Below are 17,766 nucleotides of genomic sequence, written 5' to 3'. Positions count from 1 at the left end.
CCAGCAGATCGATCTGCCCGAGGTCCACCGGCCCAAGGTTGATGGTGATTTTTTCGGTCTCGCCGCCCTTGGGGCGAAGTGCGCCGCCCTGTGCCGCAAGGTCCATTTTTCGTTCCATGTCGCCCGCTAAGTGGTTAGGTCTGCAACCATCCTATCACCATCCCACTGGATGGTGCTAGGAGTTTTTTCGCCCTCTTGGAGGCTGCCATGCGGAAGTGCGGTGATATGCTGGGACGACGGCGTGCGCTTCCGCGCCCACCGAAAACCACACCTCTGCCCCCGCCCTGTGCTTCGAATCCCGCACCGCCAGGCAGCACGCCCATCGCCCCTGAAGATCTGGGAAGGCTATTCGAACCCTATTGGCGCCCTGCAGGGCAGGACGCTGCCGCTGGACTGGGACTTGGCTTGTATATCTGCCATGAGATTGTGAAAGCGCATGGTGGCACCCTCCGGGCGCAATCCGACCTTGAAGTGGGAACGCGCTTCGAAGCCTCCCTTCCAGTACGGTAATGGCCCGCATGCGCGCTAGTGCTTCTGTGATCTTTTTGTCCCGTCTCGAAATTAATGGGACGTCAATCACCGACAAATCCAAAAGGGACGATCTGTCTCACAGTAACTGGGCACATGGAGAGTGGTGGTACTACAGGTCGCAGTCCTACTTGGCGACGTCCTAAGACGTGTGCGTCGGCACGTTTAGAATCGCCCTACAGGTTGGAAGTGGATTGGTCGATGGCGCCGACGGCGAACGTAACTGTTAGCTACGATAAAGATCGCGGCGCGTCGAGGTCCCTTTCCGGCCAGGAGCCGCCGCTCGACACGCTTGCGTCGATTGCACACAATCCCCGCGATCGCTTTAGGGCGGCAAGCCTAGCCCGTCGAATTGCTATCCCCGGTGTTGTGATCCTTTTGGCGAGTGCGGGGGGAACCCTCCGTTTGGGGCATGCGAGGTTATATGCCTGTCGTCATAATCAACGATCGGGCCTCCGGGCACCAATATCGCTAGCTAATGCGGCGCACGGCAAAAATATCGAGGGGACATATGAAGGCATTATTCGGGCTAGCCTTGTTCGTAGCGCTCGCCTTTTTCATGCTGGGCGCGATAAAGACGAAGCGCGGCGGGGACCGGTCTTCGCAGCGCTATCACTTCTCCAGAAAGGCACCGTTCATGCGTGATGACGAAATCCATCTCTATGAGCGGTTAGTGGTTGGCCTTCGAAACGCGCATGTGTTTCCGCAGGTAGCCATGTCGTCTTTCGTACAGCACAAGGGGAAGGAGTACGGCGCTCGGAGTCTGTTTTCGCAAAAGTATGTCGATTATCTTGTGTGTGAACGCGGGACAATGAGACCGCTGTATGTGATCGAGCTTGACGGAGCTTCGCATGGAAGCGTGCGGGCGAAAAAGCGGGATGGCCAGAAGAATCAGGTGCTGGAATCGGCGGGGATTCCGATCAAGCGGTACACGTCGAAGGACGTTGATTTCAAGGTCATTTTGTTGGATTTTGCATCGGTGGTTAGACCGGCAGAATCGGTTATGGCTTCCGCTAGTAGAGGTGTGGTAAGCGTCCTGTAATAAAAGGACGGGCTTTGAACGAACGGATTCGGCCAGGAATGATCATCCGGCGCCGTCGGGAAAATTTTGAACAATTTTCGCGACCATGGGGCGGCTGTCCACCACCCACGCAAGGGACACGTGCCTGTCGCCGCCATGCAGAAGAGGCTCCACGAGTTCAATAGTGGCGAGAGACGACATAAATCACAAAGAGCTTGAACAGATATGAAGATCCAAACCGCTCGCATCCGAAACTTTCGCACGTTGAAAGACGTAACGATTCCGTTCGATTCCGTCACGACCTTCATCGGACCGAACGGTGCTGGCAAATCAACGGTGCTTCGTGCGCTCGACTGGTTCTTCAACGGCAAGCCCGGCTCGCTGACAGAGAAGGATTGCTCTTTTGGGGCGACCGACGAAGACATCGAAGTTCAGATCACCTTCGCAGACCTCACCGAAAAGGATCGCGAGGCACTTGGCAAGTACGCGCCGGAGGGAGTTGGCACGTTCACCGCATGGAAGCGCCGATCTCCCAATGGTGCCGATGTGCTCTCCGCCAATGCAAAGGGATTTCCGGATTTCAATGCCATCAAGGCGGCAGGCGCTGCGACTGCGAAGAGAGAGTTGTACGCCAGTCTCCGGCGCGATCGCCCGGAGCTTGATCTTCCCACGGCGAACACCGGTCCTGCCGTCGAGCAGGCGATGACGACTTGGGAGGCGGCTCACACTGATCAGCTTCTCGATGCGCCCGAGGCTTTGCAAACTAACTTCTTCGGTTTCAATAGCGGCGGCAAAATGAGCGGGCTCTTCGACTTCGTCCTGGTTACGGCCGACCTCCGGGCGAGTGAAGAGTCCATCGACGGCAAGGCAAGCATTATTGGGCGAATCCTTGAGCGCTCGATTGACCGCACTGCCGCTGATGAGGCAATCGCAGAAATCGTTGCGGAGTCACGAGCAAAGCAGCAACAAGTCTATGACGAGAAGTTCAAGGAGCAGCTTGGGGCCATCACAACGCAGCTCAACGAGGTCGTGACAACCTATGCGCCTGGGCGGGCAATCACGGTTTCGCCGGCTGAAGTGGAACTCAAGGCGCCTCGCACAACGTTCGACGTGGCCGTGCTTGACGGCACTACCGAGACTGCGGTGGAGCGACAAGGACACGGCTTTCAGCGCACGCTGCTGATCTCGGCCCTACAACTCTTGGCGCAGTCAGGTGCAGCTTCGGCCGAGGGAATTATTTGCCTGGCGATCGAGGAGCCGGAACTCTTCCAGCACCCCATTCAGGCGCAGACCTTTGCGAAGGTGCTTAGATCGCTCGCCGAAGATGCTAGCAAGCGCATCCAGGTTACCTATGCGACGCATAGCCCCTACTTCTTGGAGGCCCGACATTTCCATCAAGTCAGACGGCTGACGAGATCGGCTGACGAAGTTCCGGTAGTTACGGTGCACTGTGCCACGGTTGAGGATGTGAAGGCCAGGCTTAATGGAACAGTGGACGGCGCGGTGGTCGATCGCAGGCTCGACCATAACGTGGCCGACCAGCTTGCCATAGCACTCTTCGCGAATCGCGCATTTCTTGTGGAGGGCACAACCGAATCTGCTGTGTTCTACGGTATTGGAGATAGAACTTCCCCCGGCGCCCTTGAAGCGGCAGGAATTTCGATCGTTCCTGTGGGCAGCAAGACATCGATACCCCTCGCGCATGCGATTCTAAAATCTATTGGCGTGCCAGTCTACGCACTGTTTGATGCGGACGGTGGATTTGAAACGCGAGCCAAAGCCAAAAACAAAAAACCAGAGGAAATAGATCGGGAGCGCAACAATCATGCGGTGGAGAACCGCAGGTTAATGCGGTACTTCGGCTTGCCTGAAGTGGATTTTCCACCTGCTACCATTTCGGACGTCGCGGCCATATTGGATGATCACCTTGAAGCGTTTCTGTCTGCTAACTGGGGTGAGTGGATAACTGCCTGTAATAGCGTAGAGGATGATGCTGGAATAAATCTCTCGAAAAACCAACTAGCATACCGGACCGCAACGCTCCGGTCGGGAGGAGTGGTGCCAGAAATGCTTACACAGATTCTTGTCAAGGTGGAGGGTAAGTAACCTGACATTGACCTTCTGGCGTAGTTGCACGCTTTGAATCATGCGGGCCGTCATCGGCACGGCTCCAGGCTGACGCTCTGGAAGTTGCAGAGCAATCCGCTTCTTACTTCCGGCCGGGAGGTGGTCCCTTGCCGGCCACAAACAGCCGGTCGGCCCTCGGGCCAGTATGGTCGAAACTGGGTGTCAAGCGGACGTCTGGCGTTGACAAGTTCGCAACACCCTACTCCCATGCTTCGTATCAATTGCGCCGTCCCGTACGTCCGGAGCGGCATCCTGGGTCGCCGACCGCGTGGATCTGCACGCCCACCGTTACGCTGAAGGCCAATTGCGTCGYCGGCAAGCCCTGCTGATAGAGATTCCCTAGCGCGGCGGGCTCTTTTTTCGCGTGAGGGATCGCCCAGCTGGTCCATACTTTGCGTATGGCGTTCCCGTTCCACACGAGATGTGGCTCGAACCGGCCAGTCTTCTGGCGGGCGCAAGGAGGGCCCCATGCGCATTGCACAAATTGCACCCCTTGCCGAGCGGTGCCCGCCAAAGCTATACGGTGGCACCGAGCGAATCGTGTCCTATCTCACCGAAGCCCTCGTGTCGCTTGGTCATGACGTCACACTGTTCGCTAGTGGCGATTCGGTGACCTCCGCGAGGCTCGTAGCCTGCTCACGCGTGGCTTTGCGGCTCGATAGTCGTGTGAGGGACCCATTGCCCCATCAGTTACTCCAACTCGAAAATGTGATGCGTCGTGCCGATGCCTTCGATGTGCTTCACTTCCATATCGACCTGATTCACTATCCCCTTATCCGCGAAATTGCCGACCGTACGATCACGACGCTACACGGGCGTCTTGACCTGCCCGACCTCTGGCCGTTCTACGACACTTTCCCGCATTACCCGCTGGTTTCAATCTCTGCCTCCCAGCGTCTGCCGATGCCGCCCGTGAATTGGCGCGGCACGGTCTACCACGGCCTCCCGGCCACGATGTTGCGGGCAACCCCGCATCCGCGCGGCGATTATCTCGCTTTCCTGGGTCGCATCTCGCCCGAAAAGCGGCCTGATCGCGCCATCGACATTGCCGTGCGCGCCGGTCTACGGCTGAAGATCGCAGCCAAGATCGATCGTGTCGACGAAACATACTGGAATCGCACCATCGCGCCGATGGTAGCCGCCCATCCCAACGTCGAATACCTCGGTGAGATCAGCGACGCGGACAAGGGCGAATTCCTTGGAAATGCCAGGGCATTGCTGTTCCCCATCGACTGGCCGGAGCCCTTCGGCCTGGTCCTGATCGAGGCGATGGCCTGCGGGACGCCCGTGGTGGCGTTCCCGGCGGGGTCCGTGCCGGAGGTCGTCGAACACGGCGTAACGGGCTACATTGTGGAGACCATTGCCGACGCGGTAGGTGCCGTCGAGAACATCAGCGCCCTGTCACGCGCCGACATCCGCGCTGTCTTCGACGCGCGCTTCACAGCAGGACGGATGGCGCGCGACTATGTTTCCCTGTACAACGCCTTGCCAGGCGTGGGCAGCGAGCCGCCCGGGCCGGAAAAGCTCGGACCATCCGAGATGCGCGTCGCAGCCTGAAGCCAGCAAGGGCTCAGGCGCCAGCGGCATCTGCCAAAGGAGCTCGACATGCAATCGTCGCAACGCATCGACCCGGCATCGTCCCCGGTCGAACTGGGCACGCACAACATGGCCCATATCGCGCAGTTCTACATCCCTRCGGCCGCCTCGCTCCAGGAGCGCCGTCCCCGCACGCTCAAGCACGGCGAGACTTTCGCGCTATTCGATCACAACGGGGATGCGCTCGGTGCGCCGGGTAGCCCCGAAGGCGTCTTCTTCCGCGACACCCGACATTTGTCATACCTGTACCTGACCATCGACGGCGCGCGGCCCCTGCTGCTGTCCTCCACAGTGCGTGACGACAACGCCACGCTGACCTGTGACCTCACCAACCCAGACCTGGCCGACGCCAACGGCGAGATCTACCTCGAACACGACCTGATCCATCTACGGCGCTCGCGCTTCATCTGGAATGGCGCGTGTTACGAGCGGTTGATGGTCAAGAACTACGACGAGCAGGCCCGTGACATCGCCATTGGTGTCGCATTCGATGCTGATTTTTCCGACCTGTTCGAGGTACGCGGTTCCCGGCGTCCAATGCGCGGGGAGCGCCATCCGCCGCATTGCCAAGGCAATTCCGTGGCACTGGCCTACGTCGGGCTCGACGGTATCCGGCGCGAAACCACGCTGCGCTTCGAACCGGTACCCGAAACGCTGACTGGCACCCAGGCCATCTTCCTGTTGCATGTGCCGGCGCACGCGTGCCGCGTCCTGCGGCTGCAGATCACGTGCGGTTCCGACGACGCGGCCGAGCGTATCCCGTTCCTCCGGTCCCTGCGCCAGGCGCGCCGCGACCTGCACCGGTCGGCGTCACGCGCGGTGCAGGTCACCACCTCGAACGAAATCTTCAACGAGTTGATGGGGCGCAGTGTCTCCGACCTCTACATGCTGCTGACGGAGACAGCGCAAGGGCCGTACCCGTATGCGGGGATTCCATGGTTCAGCACACCGTTTGGCCGCGACGCACTGATCACGGCGCTGGAAACGCTATGGCTGGACCCGGCCATCGCCCGCGGGGTGCTGGGCTACCTGAGTGTCAACCAAGCCACTGTCATGGACGCCGCCACCGATGCCGAGCCGGGTAAGATCCTGCACGAAATACGGCATGGCGAAATGGCCAATCTGGGCGAGGTGCCCTTTGGCCGCTACTACGGCAGCATCGATTCCACCCCGCTGTTCGTGATGTTGGCCGGCGCCTACCTGCGCCGGACGGGTGACATCGACACCCTGCGCGCCATCTGGCCCGCAATCGGCATGGCGATCGAATGGCTGCGCCAGTATGGCGACCGCGATGGCGACGGCTTTATTGAATACTTCCGACAGACCGAGCACGGGCTCGTGAATCAGGGCTGGAAGGACAGTCGCGATTCGGTCTTTCATGCCAATGGGGTGCTGGCCGACGGTCCGATCGCACTGGTTGAAGTCCAGGCCTATGCCTATGGCGCCTGGCAGGCCGCAAGTGAGATCGCTGCCGCACTTCGCGACGCGCCTGCAGCCACGAGCTATCGCGCCACCGCTGACCACGTGCGCGCTGCCTTTGATCGGACGTTCTTCGACGACGAGCTAGGCACCTATGTGATCGCCCTCGACGGCGCCAAAACGCCGTGTCGGGTGCAGAGTTCGAATGCCGGTCATGCGCTGTTCACGGGAATCGCCGAACCGGTCCGCGCGGCGGCCGTCGCGCGCACGTTGATGCATAGCGCAATGTACTGTGGCTGGGGAGTGCGCACCGTCTCATCGACGACCGCGCGATTCAATCCGATGAGCTACCACAACGGCTCGGTCTGGCCGCACGATAACGCGCTGATCGGCGCGGGGCTGGCGCGTTATGGCTTCAAGGACGAGGCCCGACGTATCTTCGAAGGGCTATTCGCGGCCTCAACCTATATCGACCTGCGCCGGCTGCCCGAGTTGTTCTGCGGCATCGCCCGCCAAAGGACGCAGGGGCCGACGTTTTACCCGGTAGCCTGCTCGCCGCAGGCATGGGCTGCCGCCGCACCGCTGCTGCTACTGCAGGCATGCCTCGGGCTCGATTTCGACCCAACCACGCCCGGCATCACCTTCAACCAACCAGTGCTGCCCGATTTTCTCGACGAAGTGGTCCTACGGAATCTGTCTGTGCGGGGCGCTTCCGTGGACGTGGCCGTGCGCCGCTCCGACGCGCGCGTGGTGGTGGATGTACTAGACCGGAGGGGGGCATTATCCGTTGTGACGCGCCACTAAGCCTACGCCATCGTGTCGGATGCGCCACCCGGCGGGTACGGCACGCCGAGGTCCTCATAACGCAAGGCAATCGACCAGTAATCAGGATGAATTCCGCTCGCAGTCCCCCTCGCGCACGATTTTGAGTAGGGCACTCCTTTTTCGCCGAATACGTTCATCGTCATTCCCTGTTCGTCGACCAGCAGGCCGTCGCTGACATGTGCCGCGGGGGCTAGGCCCGGGGCGGCAAAGAGACATCCCCCCATGACGGACTGGTGAGGAGCAAGCGTCACTTTGGCTTAACCACGCGGGTTTCCGGGCGATCCTCCTCCCGCCGGTAGCAAATCCGTAGCACTGGCGCTGCTGCCAGAGTCCGCCGGCACCGGCGGAAACTTCCGCACCACGCCGTAGACGTCGAGCCCACAGACCCCTTTCGCACGGATTTCCGCGAGCACCGTGGACGAGTGAATGCCCGGCATCGGCGTGCCCAGCATCAGTTCGGCCACCGATTCGGAAACAGGGGTGCCCAGCCAATGACGCTGGGCCGGGGAGCAGTCAAACAGGCTTTTGCCGGCCGGCAGGATCAACGCGCGGTTGCCGTTGCGGAACAGGATGACGTGCATGTGGACGCCGGTGGGGACTGCCTTCGGGGCCGCGAGAAATGGCCAAAAAAAACTCGCCGGCCAAGAGGGCGGGCGAGCTGCTTAATTTAGGAGTTGGCCCGCCCTCGCAGGCTGGCCGAGTTCACTATAGGCCCGCCGATCGAAGAGGGTCAACCTGAAACGGCTGCGCGGCCCGACAAAATGGGCAGCGTCCGGTGTCTAGAGCCGAGTCTGACGTTCCAGTATCTCCCCTATAGCTCGCGCGCAGTCGTTATCCTCGATGGCGCCATTCAAGCGCAACCAGGGGAAAGGCCATGAACGTCATTGAAGAAGTACAGTGCTCTTGCGGCACGACCGTGGAGATCTCGGAATACCATCTGGGATTGCGGGGCGAAACAGTTTCCACCCGCGCGCTCTGCCCGATGTGTGACCGGACCCTATACGAGGTCGAGATCGACGGCATGGTGCTCGTTGAGGTGACCCTGCGCGCTGACGTCCAGCCTGCGGGTACCTCCACTCGCGAGACGTGAGATCCGCCCTTCACTGGAAAGGCCGAAGCGCCGTATCTACTCGAGAGCTCTGCGAATGAGTTACGAACGGAGACCCCGTGCAGTCAGCGCCGGGGCAGCCGCTTGTTTGAAGCGCCACGGCGGCGGGGGGGGGCTATCGATGGCGATGGTCGCCGCAGCTGAGAGGGCACCCTAGCGACGTCGGGCACCGAAATACGCTTCTACGATGCTTTGCGTCGTCACGCTGGTATCGGCCTCGCCGAACGCATCACGAGATACCCACTGACATTGGCGAATTTCGTTGCTTGGCTGAGCGTTGGCTTTCTTCTCCACGGTCGCTGCGAAGACATGATGCACCGTGGTCACGCCGATAAACTGGAAGAGATATGTGACTTCTTTGACCATCAAACACGTCTCTTCGTGCAATTCGCGTGTCGCGGTCGCCTGAAACGATTCGCCGTCCGATGGCTTCCCTCCCGGCAACGCCCACTTCGAGCGCGCTTTCGCTACGAGGAGCACTTTGTCCCCCCGAACGCAGATCACGGTGGCGCGGACCTTCGGCTTCCGTTGCATGCAGAGGCTCCCATAGTGTTCGGCCCTATGCTACCCCAATGGCGTCCGCACATTTGCGGAAGGCGTATCAGAACGCCACCTACCCCTAGTGGGTGGTGTCCGGGTGCAATGTGAATCTGAGAATATCCCCGACCGAGATCGGTAACCCTAAATCCGCGTTCTACCGCTGCCCTTGTGCAGCGGCTTATGTCGCCTGCAGTATCCCAGTGCACCCCCCTCGAATTTCTCAATATAAGAGTCGGTCTGAGAGGACGGACACAGTCCGGCGAGCGGCGTGCGCGTTGACCGGTCATCGCCAGGCATCCGAATTTAGTGCGGCATCGGGCACACATACTCGCGACGTGACGGAAACCGCGAATGGCTGGCGTAAGATGAGTAAAAGGCTCGCTTGATTTATCGAGGAGCGCACGTGCGACTAGCTGCTTTCATCTTGCGGGACACTGCGCGGATTGTGGCGGCATGGGAGGAGTTTGCGATCACCCTGCTGCCGGCCGCCAGACACCTGGACTCCCTGGCCCTGCGCGACCACGCGCCGGAGATCCTGCAGGCCGTGGCCGAGGACTTGTCGACACCCCAAACCAGCGAAGCGCAACGCGAAAAATCAATGGGGCGAACCCCCAAGCCAGTCGGTGCGCCGGAAACCGCTGCCCAAACACATGCGCTCTTGCGGGCGCGCGGCGGCTTCAACATCAATCAATTGGTGGCCGAGTACCGGGCGCTGCGCGCGAGCGTGCTGCGTTTATGGATGGACGCATGCCAGCCGGACGCCCCGGACCTGGAGGACGTGATCCGGTTCAACGAGGCTATCGATCAGGCTATTGCGGAATCAGTGGATTTCTTCTGCACGCAGGTAGAGCAGGGTCGCAACTTGTTGCTCGGAATGGTGGGGCACGATATGCGCAGCCCTCTGCAGACCATCCAGACGACCGCCTCCTACCTGGCGGCGCTAAATGCTGGCGAAAACGTATCGGACGCTGCCGCCCGACTGATTCGAAGTGGGGTCCGGATGAATTCTCTTCTGGATGATCTGTGCGATTTCAATCGAACGAAACTCGGCTTGGGTATCAACATTGCGCCTGATGAGGTCGATCTGGCGGAAGTCGTTGGCGATGCGATCGACCAGTTGCGTGCAGCGCATCCGACCCGCCGCATCGAACTCAAGGTGAAAGGTAACGTGCGGGGTGTTTGGGACGGCTTACGCCTGCAGCAACTGCTGTCTAACCTGGTGCTCAATGCGATCAGGTATGGGGCCTCGGACAAACCGATCCGCGTCGTAGTAACTGGCCATGATGCAGACGTTCGTCTCGAGGTTAGGAACAGTGGTCCCGCCATTGACCGGCTGACGCTCGAGGGAATCTTTGACCCGCTGAGAAGAGGCCCAGATCAGGAGAGCAGGAACGGCGATGGCCTTGGACTCGGGCTCTATATCGTGAGCGAAATTGCCAAAGCCCATCATGGTTCGATCGAGGCGCGCTCCGACCAGACCGAGACCACGTTTGACGTGCGCCTGCCACGTCGCGCCTAGCTATCCACCTGAGTTTGCCAAGGGTGGCCAGCGCTTGCAGCCGACCCCTTCGTCGCCGGTGACCCGACTGAAAAACAGGGCAATGCCAGCGCAGGGGCAACGTCCCAACGGCCGTTGAAAGTGTTGCAAATGCTCTCCCAGTCCGGGAGGTCTTCGGCCTCCGCCCAAGCGGCCCCGTAGGACGGCGCGCGCGGCTGCGCGGGGTCGCGGTGGATCTGCTACGTCATATTTTGGTGCATCGCGTGACGCACGCGGGCCGCGAGGGCGGCCTTGCGGGACGGCAGTAGGACGGGGTGGCTGCCTTCGCGAACTAGGCGCCAGCGCCCGTCTGCGGCCGGCAGGACGTGGAGCTTCGGGGGCGAGGGTCGTCTAGTCATGGTCAATTTTCTGGGACGCTATCGCGATGACGGGTTTCTTCATAGTCGCAGCGCGCTCCACCCGCCCCGGCAACATCGTGGCGCGCCGCACCGTCGCGTCGATGGCCCTCCGCGCGGAGTAAGCCAAATCGGCCATTGTCGCGCGATTTCGACTATCGTTATCTACCATTGGGGGGGTCGGACGGCCGCATCATGCGCGCGAGCGCCTCGGCCAGAATGGCGTCGACGCGTGCCGCGCGCAACCAGTCCAGTGTCTCCTCCAGTGTTTGAATGAGCGCCCGGCTGGCTGCGGCCGGCGCACTGTCGGCCTCCAGCATGGCCTGCGAGGCTTGCTGGCGGTCCAACATTCCTTCGGCTTCGGCAATCGCCCGTTCGATCGCCACGAGAGACGTTGCGGCACTCGCTCGATGTTCCATGGTGGGCTCCCTAGGGACTGGCCAATCTATCAACGCGCGATGCAATGGAGCAATGCACCCAGTCTGCCGGCGGCGATGTCCGGTCGAGCGAGTGACTATTGCATAGTGCGACATGGATGAAGCGATTGCCAATGTTTCCGGTGTCTAGCGCCTTCGCCCTGGGCGCTTGTCTTCGCGCCAGGATCGTCGACAACGACAAAGTAGGAGGGCTTACGATGCAATTTGTCTTTCACGAAAAGGACCGGCCCGACGTGCCCTGCCATGGCGCCTGCTACTACGCGTCGTTGGCGCTGGGATTGCTCGTGCTGGCCCTGGCGTACCTCGCCTGGACTCTCTTGGAGTAGCGGAACGCGCACTCTCGGAGCGGCCCTGACCGCGGCCCGCTCGCCCGGCTTGCCTGCGGCCCCCCCGCTCCGCTGCGCAGTGCTGCGCACCCGTGTCGGTCTCGATGTAGGACAACCGCTGATTGTCGTGCCTTGCGCCCTGCGTGACAGTAGGACGGACAGGAGCTCACTGGAGACCATCATGGCGAAGGATGTGCATGTCGTGCCGGCCGACAACGGCTGGGCGGTCGAACTCGCTAGCAGTCCGGCAGACCGGCAGCTATTTGATACGCAGGAAGCGGCCATCGCCTCGGGCACAGCCTTGGCCAGGCAGAATCAGGTCGAGCTGTTCGTTTATGGGCGTGACGGCAGGATCCGCGAGCGGAACTCGTTCGGTCACGACCCCCGCAACATTCCCGGATAAGACGCTCGAGCTGCAAGGCGACAGATGGACACGAGCCTGGCGCGGGAGGCGATGCAGTGGGCTGCGGCATGGTTCGGCCAGGGCGAGGCGCTCACCTGGTGGCAGATGACCTTTCGCGCAGCGGTGTTCTTCGCGGCCGCCTGGATACTGTTGCGAGGCGCCGGGCGGCGCGCCTTTTCGCAGGGGACCGCCTTCGATCTGTGCATCATGCTTCTGCTTGGCGCCGTGCTGTCCCGCGCAGTGATGGGGGCGAGGCCGGTGAGCGGCACGCTGGCGGCGGCGCTGGTTCTGGTGCTGCTGCACAGGGTCCTCGGTTGGCTGGCGAGTCGCCATCCCGGCTTTGATCGGGTCATTGGCGGACGGCGTATCGACCTGCTCCGGGCGGGCACGATCAACGTTGACGCAATGCGCCGGGCTATGATCAGCGAAGAAGATCTAAAAGGCAAACCTACGCGAAACCCTGCAGCGCGAATCCCTTGCGGATGTCGAGCGCATCGTCGTCGAGCGCAACGGGAAAGTGACATTTGTAAAGCGCTAACCGCGCGGGATCCCAAAGTCTTCCTCGCCTTCGGGCCGTTTCCCCAGGCACCAGGGCTTCGCCTTTAATCTTCCGATCAGCCACGTGCGACGTGGGTCTACTCATGGGTTGCCAGGTCTCAAACTTGCCTCGCCAGCCCCTTCCGAGGGACGTTCACGTGCCCAACTTCTTTCGTACGCTTCCTCCGCACCATTTGCTCGCGGATCGCCGCAGAACGTGGCCCTTGAGTTGTAGTCAAGGTCCTACAAGCGTTTCAGGCATCGCCCCCGTGAGTCCCGACGAGCCGGCGCAGATTGTGAAGACACCGATCACCCACACTTGCCGGAGATGTAGATGAAACGCCTACTCGCCACTACCACCATCGCCATAAACGCGATCCTCACGCTGCCCGCCATGGCCCAGCAGACCCCCACCTCGCCGCAGTCCGCTACGCCGGGTACGCCTCCAACCCCGGAAGGTCCGAAGAACCCCAAGAGTGGCTCGCCGGCGGGCTCGACGGTCACAAACGACACGACGGTGCCCCGCTCGAATGCTTCGGGAAGCGAGATGAGCAAGGATAAGACCACCGGCGCCCGCCACAAAAAGCCTCGCGAGCAGGGTGCTGCGGCAACCCCTTCGCCGACCGCACCATCGGGCCCTAAGGGCGACTCCCCGGACCCGGCCCCTGGCACCACGAAGTAAGAGACGTTCTCCAAGGCAACTTCGCACCAAGGCTCCCGCCTCTAAGGAATGTCGCACTACCGTCGGCGAGTTGGTGATCGAATGATTTGGGCATGCATCGGCTCCCCGGTGGGTACAGAGAACGGCGGCAACGACGACTTACAAGAGGCGATGAGAATCGCGCAATAGGACCGCAACTAGGTTCGTTGCCCCGCCCACACCCAACCACTGGCGGCGGCACGGCACGCGTATTGTCAGTGGCGGGCGATATTCTGTTTCCCTTACATTGACATGACCACCTTGACACATCCGTCCTGCTTATCGCGGAACGTCTCGTACATCCCCGGTCCCTCCTCGAGGGAGACACGGTGGGTGATGACGAACGAGGGGTCGATCTGGCCACTCTGGATGCGCTCCATTAGGTCGTCGGTCCACCGGTTCACGTGCGTCTGACCGGTACGAATGGTCAGGCCCTTGTTCATCACGGCACCCATCGGAATCTTGTCGACCAGCCCGCCATAGACGCCGGGTATCGACAGCACACCGGCCGGGCGGCAGCAATATATCATCTCGCGCAGCACGTGCGGACGGTCGGACTCGGCCATAACGGCTTGCTTCACGCGATCGTAGACAGAGTCTAGCGATGCCGTCGCGTGCGCCTCCAGCCCTACGGCGTCAATGCATTTGTCGGGGCCCTTGCCCTGCGTCTGCTCGTTCAGCGCCTCCACCACGCTTACATGCTCGAAGTTAAGCGGCACCGCGCCCAACTGCTCCGCCATGGCGAGCCGCTCCGGGACGCGGTCGATGACGATGACGCGCGCTGCGCCCTGGAGCACGGCACTGAGCACGCAGAACAGCCCCACGGGTCCGGCGCCCCATACAGCCACAACGTCTTCGGGCTGGATGTCGCACTGTGCGGCGGCCTGCCAACCGGTGGGCAGGATGTCGCCGAGGAACAGCACCGACTCATCACTGAGACCCTCCGGAACCTTCACCGGGGCCACATCGGCATACGGCACGCGCACATACTCCGCCTGTCCGCCGGCATAGCCGCCGGTGAGGTGCGTATAGCCGAACAGGCCGGCCGTGCTGTGCCCGAACACCTTGTCGGCGGTGGCCTTGTTGCGGTTGGTGCGCTCGCAGACCGAAAAATTGCCGCGGCGGCACTGGTCGCATTCGCCGCAGATGATGGTAAACGGCACTACCACGCGGTCGCCTACCTTCAGGCGCCGGTTCTCAGGTCCAACTTCCATCACCTCGCCCATGAACTCATGGCCCATGATGTCGCCATCCTCCATGCCGGGGATGAAATGGTTGTAGAGGTGCAGGTCCGAGCCGCAGATGGCGCAGCTGGTGACGCGGATAATTGCGTCGCGGGGCTGCTCGATGGTTGGATCGGGGACAGTATCGCAACGAATGTCATGCTTGCCGTGCCAGCATAGTGCTCTCATGACGACTCCTTTCGCGGCTTTGCCGCACATGGTCAGTCCTGAGCCAGACCGCAAGGGCCATTCCAGCCCCCCGAGCGGTGTCCGCACGTCCGTCTGTGACGGCCGAGAGGTGTCAGGCTATGTAATAGCGACCGAACGGTGCAAGAAATGGCGTGGCCGGACGTTTTCGTTTGCACTAGAGCGGCCCACGTGAGTGCACCGGGCTTTTTCTCTGCACATGCACCTGGCTGATCCTTGTTTCGGCCTTCCCGCCTACTGTGCACCGGTGGGACATCTCCTACGCTCACCTCAAAGTCCACTAGAGAATTGTTGCCCATGCCGCCGTTGGGCGGAGCTCGGGGCTCGATACCCTGTGCCTAATGCTGCTTATCGAGAGAAATGCGATTCCGCAAAGGCGGCTGATCCTTGGGGACGCGCTTTCCGCAATAGGAATGGCGCTCGCCGGAGGGGCTACCGTACTGTGGGTGCTCGAGTGCGAGGAATACCTCGTGCGGCCAGCACCGGAAGCCGGATGTGCCCTGAAAAACCCACGGCGGCTATTGCTTACTCATTCATTGCGAGACATCCATGTCTTCTTTCAAGAAAAACTCAAGTCAGACCTCAGTCGGCACCGCTGAAGGCAGGCACACCCAAGGCCCAACATGACAATCCCTGACTCGGGGCAATTTGTCGAGGTAGACGGCGTACGCCTGCACTACGTTGAAAAAGGTGTTGGCTCGCAAGGTCGTCGGTATTGTGAGAAGTGCATAGGCAAGACGTGATTTGGAGTTCTGCCTACGAAAGCTGCTTTTGGACGTGTACTCGACGTGACCGACTTCGAGACATTCAAAATCGATGGAACTTGGCGAGAGGGGCGTAGATCCTCCCACGGAAAGAAGCCCATCGCTTGACCCGGCGAGTCAGCGTTGGGCAACGATGCATCCACACCATCTTAAAAAGCAGGCAACGTCCGCTTCGGAGAAACGTAAAGGACCGCTTCGGGTCGGCTACGGAAGTCCGGCCCTGCAGTAACGCCTGGGTGGCCGGCAGACTTCTGTGTTCGGCCATGAGGCGTCGTCCAATCGCTACTTTGCTAGGCCGTTCAGAGGTCCGTTGCAATACCGCAGAGCGGCCGTTCGGCGGCTACTCACTTTAGATCGGTCAGATACACTCTTGAAGTAGCGCGACATACTTCGTATTTGCCTATCTGGCATCGATAGCCTGAATTCGCACGCGCTCTAGCTCCATGCAAGCCCGAAAGCCAGAATCAAATGCCTCACAGGCAGGCGCGTCAGAAGGAGGCATATAGCGCCGATGCGTCCAAGTAACGGTACCGGTATCCTCGGAGCCGTAGTAGTTTGCGGTGATATATCGAAGGTGTACCCACGTGTCCCTCGAATCCCAACTGAACTGGGCCCATAGATCAGTCCGCGGGCGTCCATAGATTTCAGTGAGCCATTGCTGCCACTTTCCTCGTAGATCCTCCCCGCCAAAATGAGTCCGAACCGAGTAGAGTGCACCGCGATTGAAGCAATACTCGGTATCCCTGCTCGGAACCCCGTCGACAATCGGACCGTCATCCAGGCGGTGATAACAGCGACCAATCCGCTTAGTCATCCGCTCATCGCGAATAATTTCAACATGTGGGCCCAGCGCTTCGGGCGCCGAACCCCATTGCAGCCGTTCGAGGAATGGCTTCTGTGAAAGACTGGCACAGCCCGTTGCCAACAGGGCAATTATCGCGGATAGCAGCCGGAAAATTCGATGCATGGATGTTGATATCTCAGGGCGGTTCCACTATGACTGCAATGGTTTTTTTCGGGGATTCTCCTTCGCAGTCATCTGACGTTCTCGGCAGGAATAATCCGATCAGGTGCGCGGGTACCGCATCCAACAGATGGTCTTGAACTGCATGCTGGAATCTACGAGGGAGACCGTAATGCCCTGCCACTGCTCTGTTTTCTCGGCGAGAATTGAAAATGTCTTACCGTGCCAGTTCCGGTAGAAGACATAGGAACCATGACAGTAACCGGCCTCCGCTGACAATCCTTCGAGAGAAGGACTGTTGATCCGCCGATAACCTTTGCTAGCGGGCTCCATGTAGGTGTCTCGTATGCAACTGGCCGCGCCAACGTATCGCGCAACTCTCACAATGGGCACGGGCCTTCCGGCAATGGCTATGCGTGAAACATATCCTGTGACGTCGGAATAGGCCAGCAACTCATCTTTCAGCGCTCCTGTGTCCACGCGCGTAGGATGACCCGACCAAAATCGCTCCGCCGAAATACTGCCGGGAGAGCATGGTCCGAAATCAGGGAAACAGAGCGTCGAACGCCCGACCGCGCGCTGGGACTTCGACGCGCCATTGGCGTCGATTCGAACCATTTCCTCACGGAAATGGGCGCAGGCGTTGCTCGCACTGATGGCATTGCTACATTCGAGGAGCAACAGCAGACCAGCGCACGCTCGTATCGCCCACCTGAAGGTAGCCATCGCTCGTCACCCAAATCGCCAAAACGAGCAATCTACCAATGAATCCTCCCGTGCCCGCATACGCTGAAGTGGGGTGTCTGGCCTGTACAACACGAGGCTCCGAATCCAACTCCGACAACGGCGGAGGGTACGGGCAGTACCTTCGTCAAGTGCCCATGCCAGCAGCATCGAATGGCCGGTTCAGCCAAACACCAGTCGGCTACAGAGCAGGGGGAAATGGCAGAGATGGGTCGAGACCAGAAATTCATTGCCCGGGGCGGCCCGACTGCCTTGGGCTGGGCGCCCAGGTAAAACCGGTCCACCAATCAGGCGCACGCAAAAATAGCGCTATAGACACCGTTGCACCTCATCCCTCGGCCTCAAAGCGCGCCGCAATGGCATCGATCATCGCCCGAACCTGGCATCGATCATCGCCCGAACCC

15 protein-coding genes and 1 pseudogene are annotated in these 17,766 nt (G+C 60.6%); 10 read left to right on the top strand and 6 right to left on the bottom strand.

Annotation, left to right across the window (positions count from 1 at the left end):
- Positions 1-106: pseudogene (locus AB4Z27_RS27085) on the bottom strand (CopG family transcriptional regulator); the annotation flags it as partial.
- Positions 107-207: 101 nt separating this feature from the next.
- Between AB4Z27_RS27085 and AB4Z27_RS27080 the strand changes: the two are divergent.
- From AB4Z27_RS27080 to AB4Z27_RS27060, 5 genes are all read left to right on the top strand, one after another.
- Positions 208-510, top strand: a complete 303-nt coding sequence (locus AB4Z27_RS27080) for a sensor histidine kinase (protein WP_092295374.1) — start codon at positions 208-210, stop codon at positions 508-510.
- 529 nt (positions 511-1,039) lie between these two features.
- On the top strand, positions 1,040-1,570 hold the full coding sequence (locus tag AB4Z27_RS27075; protein WP_441645727.1) for a DUF2726 domain-containing protein: 531 nt from the start codon (positions 1,040-1,042) through the stop codon (positions 1,568-1,570).
- A 204-nt stretch (positions 1,571-1,774) separates the two neighbouring features.
- Positions 1,775-3,655, top strand: a complete 1,881-nt coding sequence (locus tag AB4Z27_RS27070; protein WP_441645726.1) for an ATP-dependent nuclease — start codon at positions 1,775-1,777, stop codon at positions 3,653-3,655.
- 489 nt (positions 3,656-4,144) lie between these two features.
- Positions 4,145-5,233 (top strand): glycosyltransferase family 4 protein, encoded by a 1,089-nt coding sequence (locus AB4Z27_RS27065; protein ID WP_441645725.1) that lies wholly within the window; start codon positions 4,145-4,147, stop codon positions 5,231-5,233.
- A 48-nt stretch (positions 5,234-5,281) separates the two neighbouring features.
- A complete protein-coding gene (locus AB4Z27_RS27060; RefSeq protein WP_441645724.1) occupies positions 5,282-7,495 on the top strand; it encodes an amylo-alpha-1,6-glucosidase in 2,214 nt (737 codons plus the stop codon).
- Positions 7,496-7,773: 278 nt separating this feature from the next.
- Here AB4Z27_RS27060 and AB4Z27_RS27055 read toward each other — a convergent pair whose 3' ends face one another.
- On the bottom strand, positions 7,774-8,097 hold the full coding sequence (locus AB4Z27_RS27055) for a hypothetical protein (protein WP_441645723.1): 324 nt from the start codon (positions 8,095-8,097) through the stop codon (positions 7,774-7,776).
- A gap of 293 nt (positions 8,098-8,390) precedes the next feature.
- Between AB4Z27_RS27055 and AB4Z27_RS27050 the strand changes: the two genes are divergently transcribed.
- Positions 8,391-8,606, top strand: coding sequence for a hypothetical protein (locus AB4Z27_RS27050; protein ID WP_441645722.1), 216 nt, complete (start codon positions 8,391-8,393; stop codon positions 8,604-8,606).
- Between the two features lie 171 nt (positions 8,607-8,777).
- On the opposite strand, the gene AB4Z27_RS27045 is transcribed toward AB4Z27_RS27050, so the two are convergent.
- The gene (locus tag AB4Z27_RS27045; RefSeq protein WP_441645721.1) at positions 8,778-9,158 is read right to left on the bottom strand and encodes an NUDIX hydrolase; all 381 of its coding nucleotides are present in this window, start codon (positions 9,156-9,158) and stop codon (positions 8,778-8,780) included.
- Between the two features lie 409 nt (positions 9,159-9,567).
- Here AB4Z27_RS27045 and AB4Z27_RS27040 point away from each other — a divergent pair, with 409 nt between their 5' ends.
- On the top strand, positions 9,568-10,683 hold the full coding sequence (locus AB4Z27_RS27040) for an ATP-binding protein (protein ID WP_441645720.1): 1,116 nt from the start codon (positions 9,568-9,570) through the stop codon (positions 10,681-10,683).
- Between the two features lie 535 nt (positions 10,684-11,218).
- Here the strand turns inward: AB4Z27_RS27040 and AB4Z27_RS27035 are convergent.
- A complete protein-coding gene (locus AB4Z27_RS27035; RefSeq protein WP_441645719.1) occupies positions 11,219-11,476 on the bottom strand; it encodes a hypothetical protein in 258 nt (85 codons plus the stop codon).
- 215 nt (positions 11,477-11,691) lie between these two features.
- On the opposite strand from AB4Z27_RS27035, the gene AB4Z27_RS27030 reads away from it, so the two are divergent.
- The 3 genes from AB4Z27_RS27030 to AB4Z27_RS27020 all read left to right on the top strand — a co-directional run bounded on the left by AB4Z27_RS27030 (position 11,692) and on the right by AB4Z27_RS27020 (position 12,829).
- Entirely contained in the window at positions 11,692-11,820 is a 129-nt protein-coding gene (locus AB4Z27_RS27030) for a hypothetical protein (RefSeq protein ID WP_441645718.1), read from the top strand.
- Positions 11,821-12,001: 181 nt separating this feature from the next.
- The gene (locus AB4Z27_RS27025) at positions 12,002-12,223 is read left to right on the top strand and encodes a DUF2188 domain-containing protein (protein WP_441645717.1); all 222 of its coding nucleotides are present in this window, start codon (positions 12,002-12,004) and stop codon (positions 12,221-12,223) included.
- A gap of 24 nt (positions 12,224-12,247) precedes the next feature.
- Positions 12,248-12,829 (top strand): DUF421 domain-containing protein, encoded by a 582-nt coding sequence (locus AB4Z27_RS27020; RefSeq protein WP_441645716.1) that lies wholly within the window; start codon positions 12,248-12,250, stop codon positions 12,827-12,829.
- An 873-nt stretch (positions 12,830-13,702) separates the two neighbouring features.
- Here AB4Z27_RS27020 and AB4Z27_RS27015 read toward each other — a convergent pair.
- Both AB4Z27_RS27015 and AB4Z27_RS27010 read right to left on the bottom strand, forming a co-directional pair.
- Entirely contained in the window at positions 13,703-14,872 is a 1,170-nt protein-coding gene (locus AB4Z27_RS27015) for a zinc-dependent alcohol dehydrogenase (RefSeq protein WP_441645715.1), read from the bottom strand.
- 1,848 nt (positions 14,873-16,720) lie between these two features.
- Complete coding sequence (locus AB4Z27_RS27010; protein ID WP_441645714.1) at positions 16,721-17,236, bottom strand: hypothetical protein; 516 nt, start codon at positions 17,234-17,236, stop codon at positions 16,721-16,723.
- Positions 17,237-17,766 lie beyond the last annotated feature (530 nt).

Origin of the sequence: Cupriavidus sp. KB_39 (assembly GCF_052114485.1) — a bacterium.
Taxonomy (GTDB): Bacteria; Pseudomonadota; Gammaproteobacteria; order Burkholderiales; family Burkholderiaceae; genus Cupriavidus.
The sequence above is the reverse complement of the archived record's forward strand: the minus strand, read 5'-3'. Positions and strand labels throughout refer to the sequence as shown.

What these genes read in the sequence shown, in the direction of transcription:
- AB4Z27_RS27080 (WP_092295374.1), top strand. Translation starts at nt 208, where the DNA reads ATGCGGAAGTGCGGTGATATGCTGGGACGACGGCGTGCGCTTCCGCGC.
- AB4Z27_RS27075 (WP_441645727.1), top strand. Translation starts at nt 1,040, where the DNA reads ATGAAGGCATTATTCGGGCTAGCCTTGTTCGTAGCGCTCGCCTTTTTC.
- AB4Z27_RS27070 (WP_441645726.1), top strand. Translation starts at nt 1,775, where the DNA reads ATGAAGATCCAAACCGCTCGCATCCGAAACTTTCGCACGTTGAAAGAC.
- AB4Z27_RS27065 (WP_441645725.1), top strand. Translation starts at nt 4,145, where the DNA reads ATGCGCATTGCACAAATTGCACCCCTTGCCGAGCGGTGCCCGCCAAAG.
- AB4Z27_RS27055 (WP_441645723.1), bottom strand. Translation starts at nt 8,097, where the DNA reads ATGCACGTCATCCTGTTCCGCAACGGCAACCGCGCGTTGATCCTGCCG.
- AB4Z27_RS27050 (WP_441645722.1), top strand. Translation starts at nt 8,391, where the DNA reads ATGAACGTCATTGAAGAAGTACAGTGCTCTTGCGGCACGACCGTGGAG.
- AB4Z27_RS27045 (WP_441645721.1), bottom strand. Translation starts at nt 9,158, where the DNA reads ATGCAACGGAAGCCGAAGGTCCGCGCCACCGTGATCTGCGTTCGGGGG.
- AB4Z27_RS27035 (WP_441645719.1), bottom strand. Translation starts at nt 11,476, where the DNA reads ATGGAACATCGAGCGAGTGCCGCAACGTCTCTCGTGGCGATCGAACGG.
- AB4Z27_RS27030 (WP_441645718.1), top strand. Translation starts at nt 11,692, where the DNA reads ATGCAATTTGTCTTTCACGAAAAGGACCGGCCCGACGTGCCCTGCCAT.
- AB4Z27_RS27025 (WP_441645717.1), top strand. Translation starts at nt 12,002, where the DNA reads ATGGCGAAGGATGTGCATGTCGTGCCGGCCGACAACGGCTGGGCGGTC.
- AB4Z27_RS27020 (WP_441645716.1), top strand. Translation starts at nt 12,248, where the DNA reads ATGGACACGAGCCTGGCGCGGGAGGCGATGCAGTGGGCTGCGGCATGG.
- AB4Z27_RS27015 (WP_441645715.1), bottom strand. Translation starts at nt 14,872, where the DNA reads ATGAGAGCACTATGCTGGCACGGCAAGCATGACATTCGTTGCGATACT.
- AB4Z27_RS27010 (WP_441645714.1), bottom strand. Translation starts at nt 17,236, where the DNA reads ATGGTTCGAATCGACGCCAATGGCGCGTCGAAGTCCCAGCGCGCGGTC.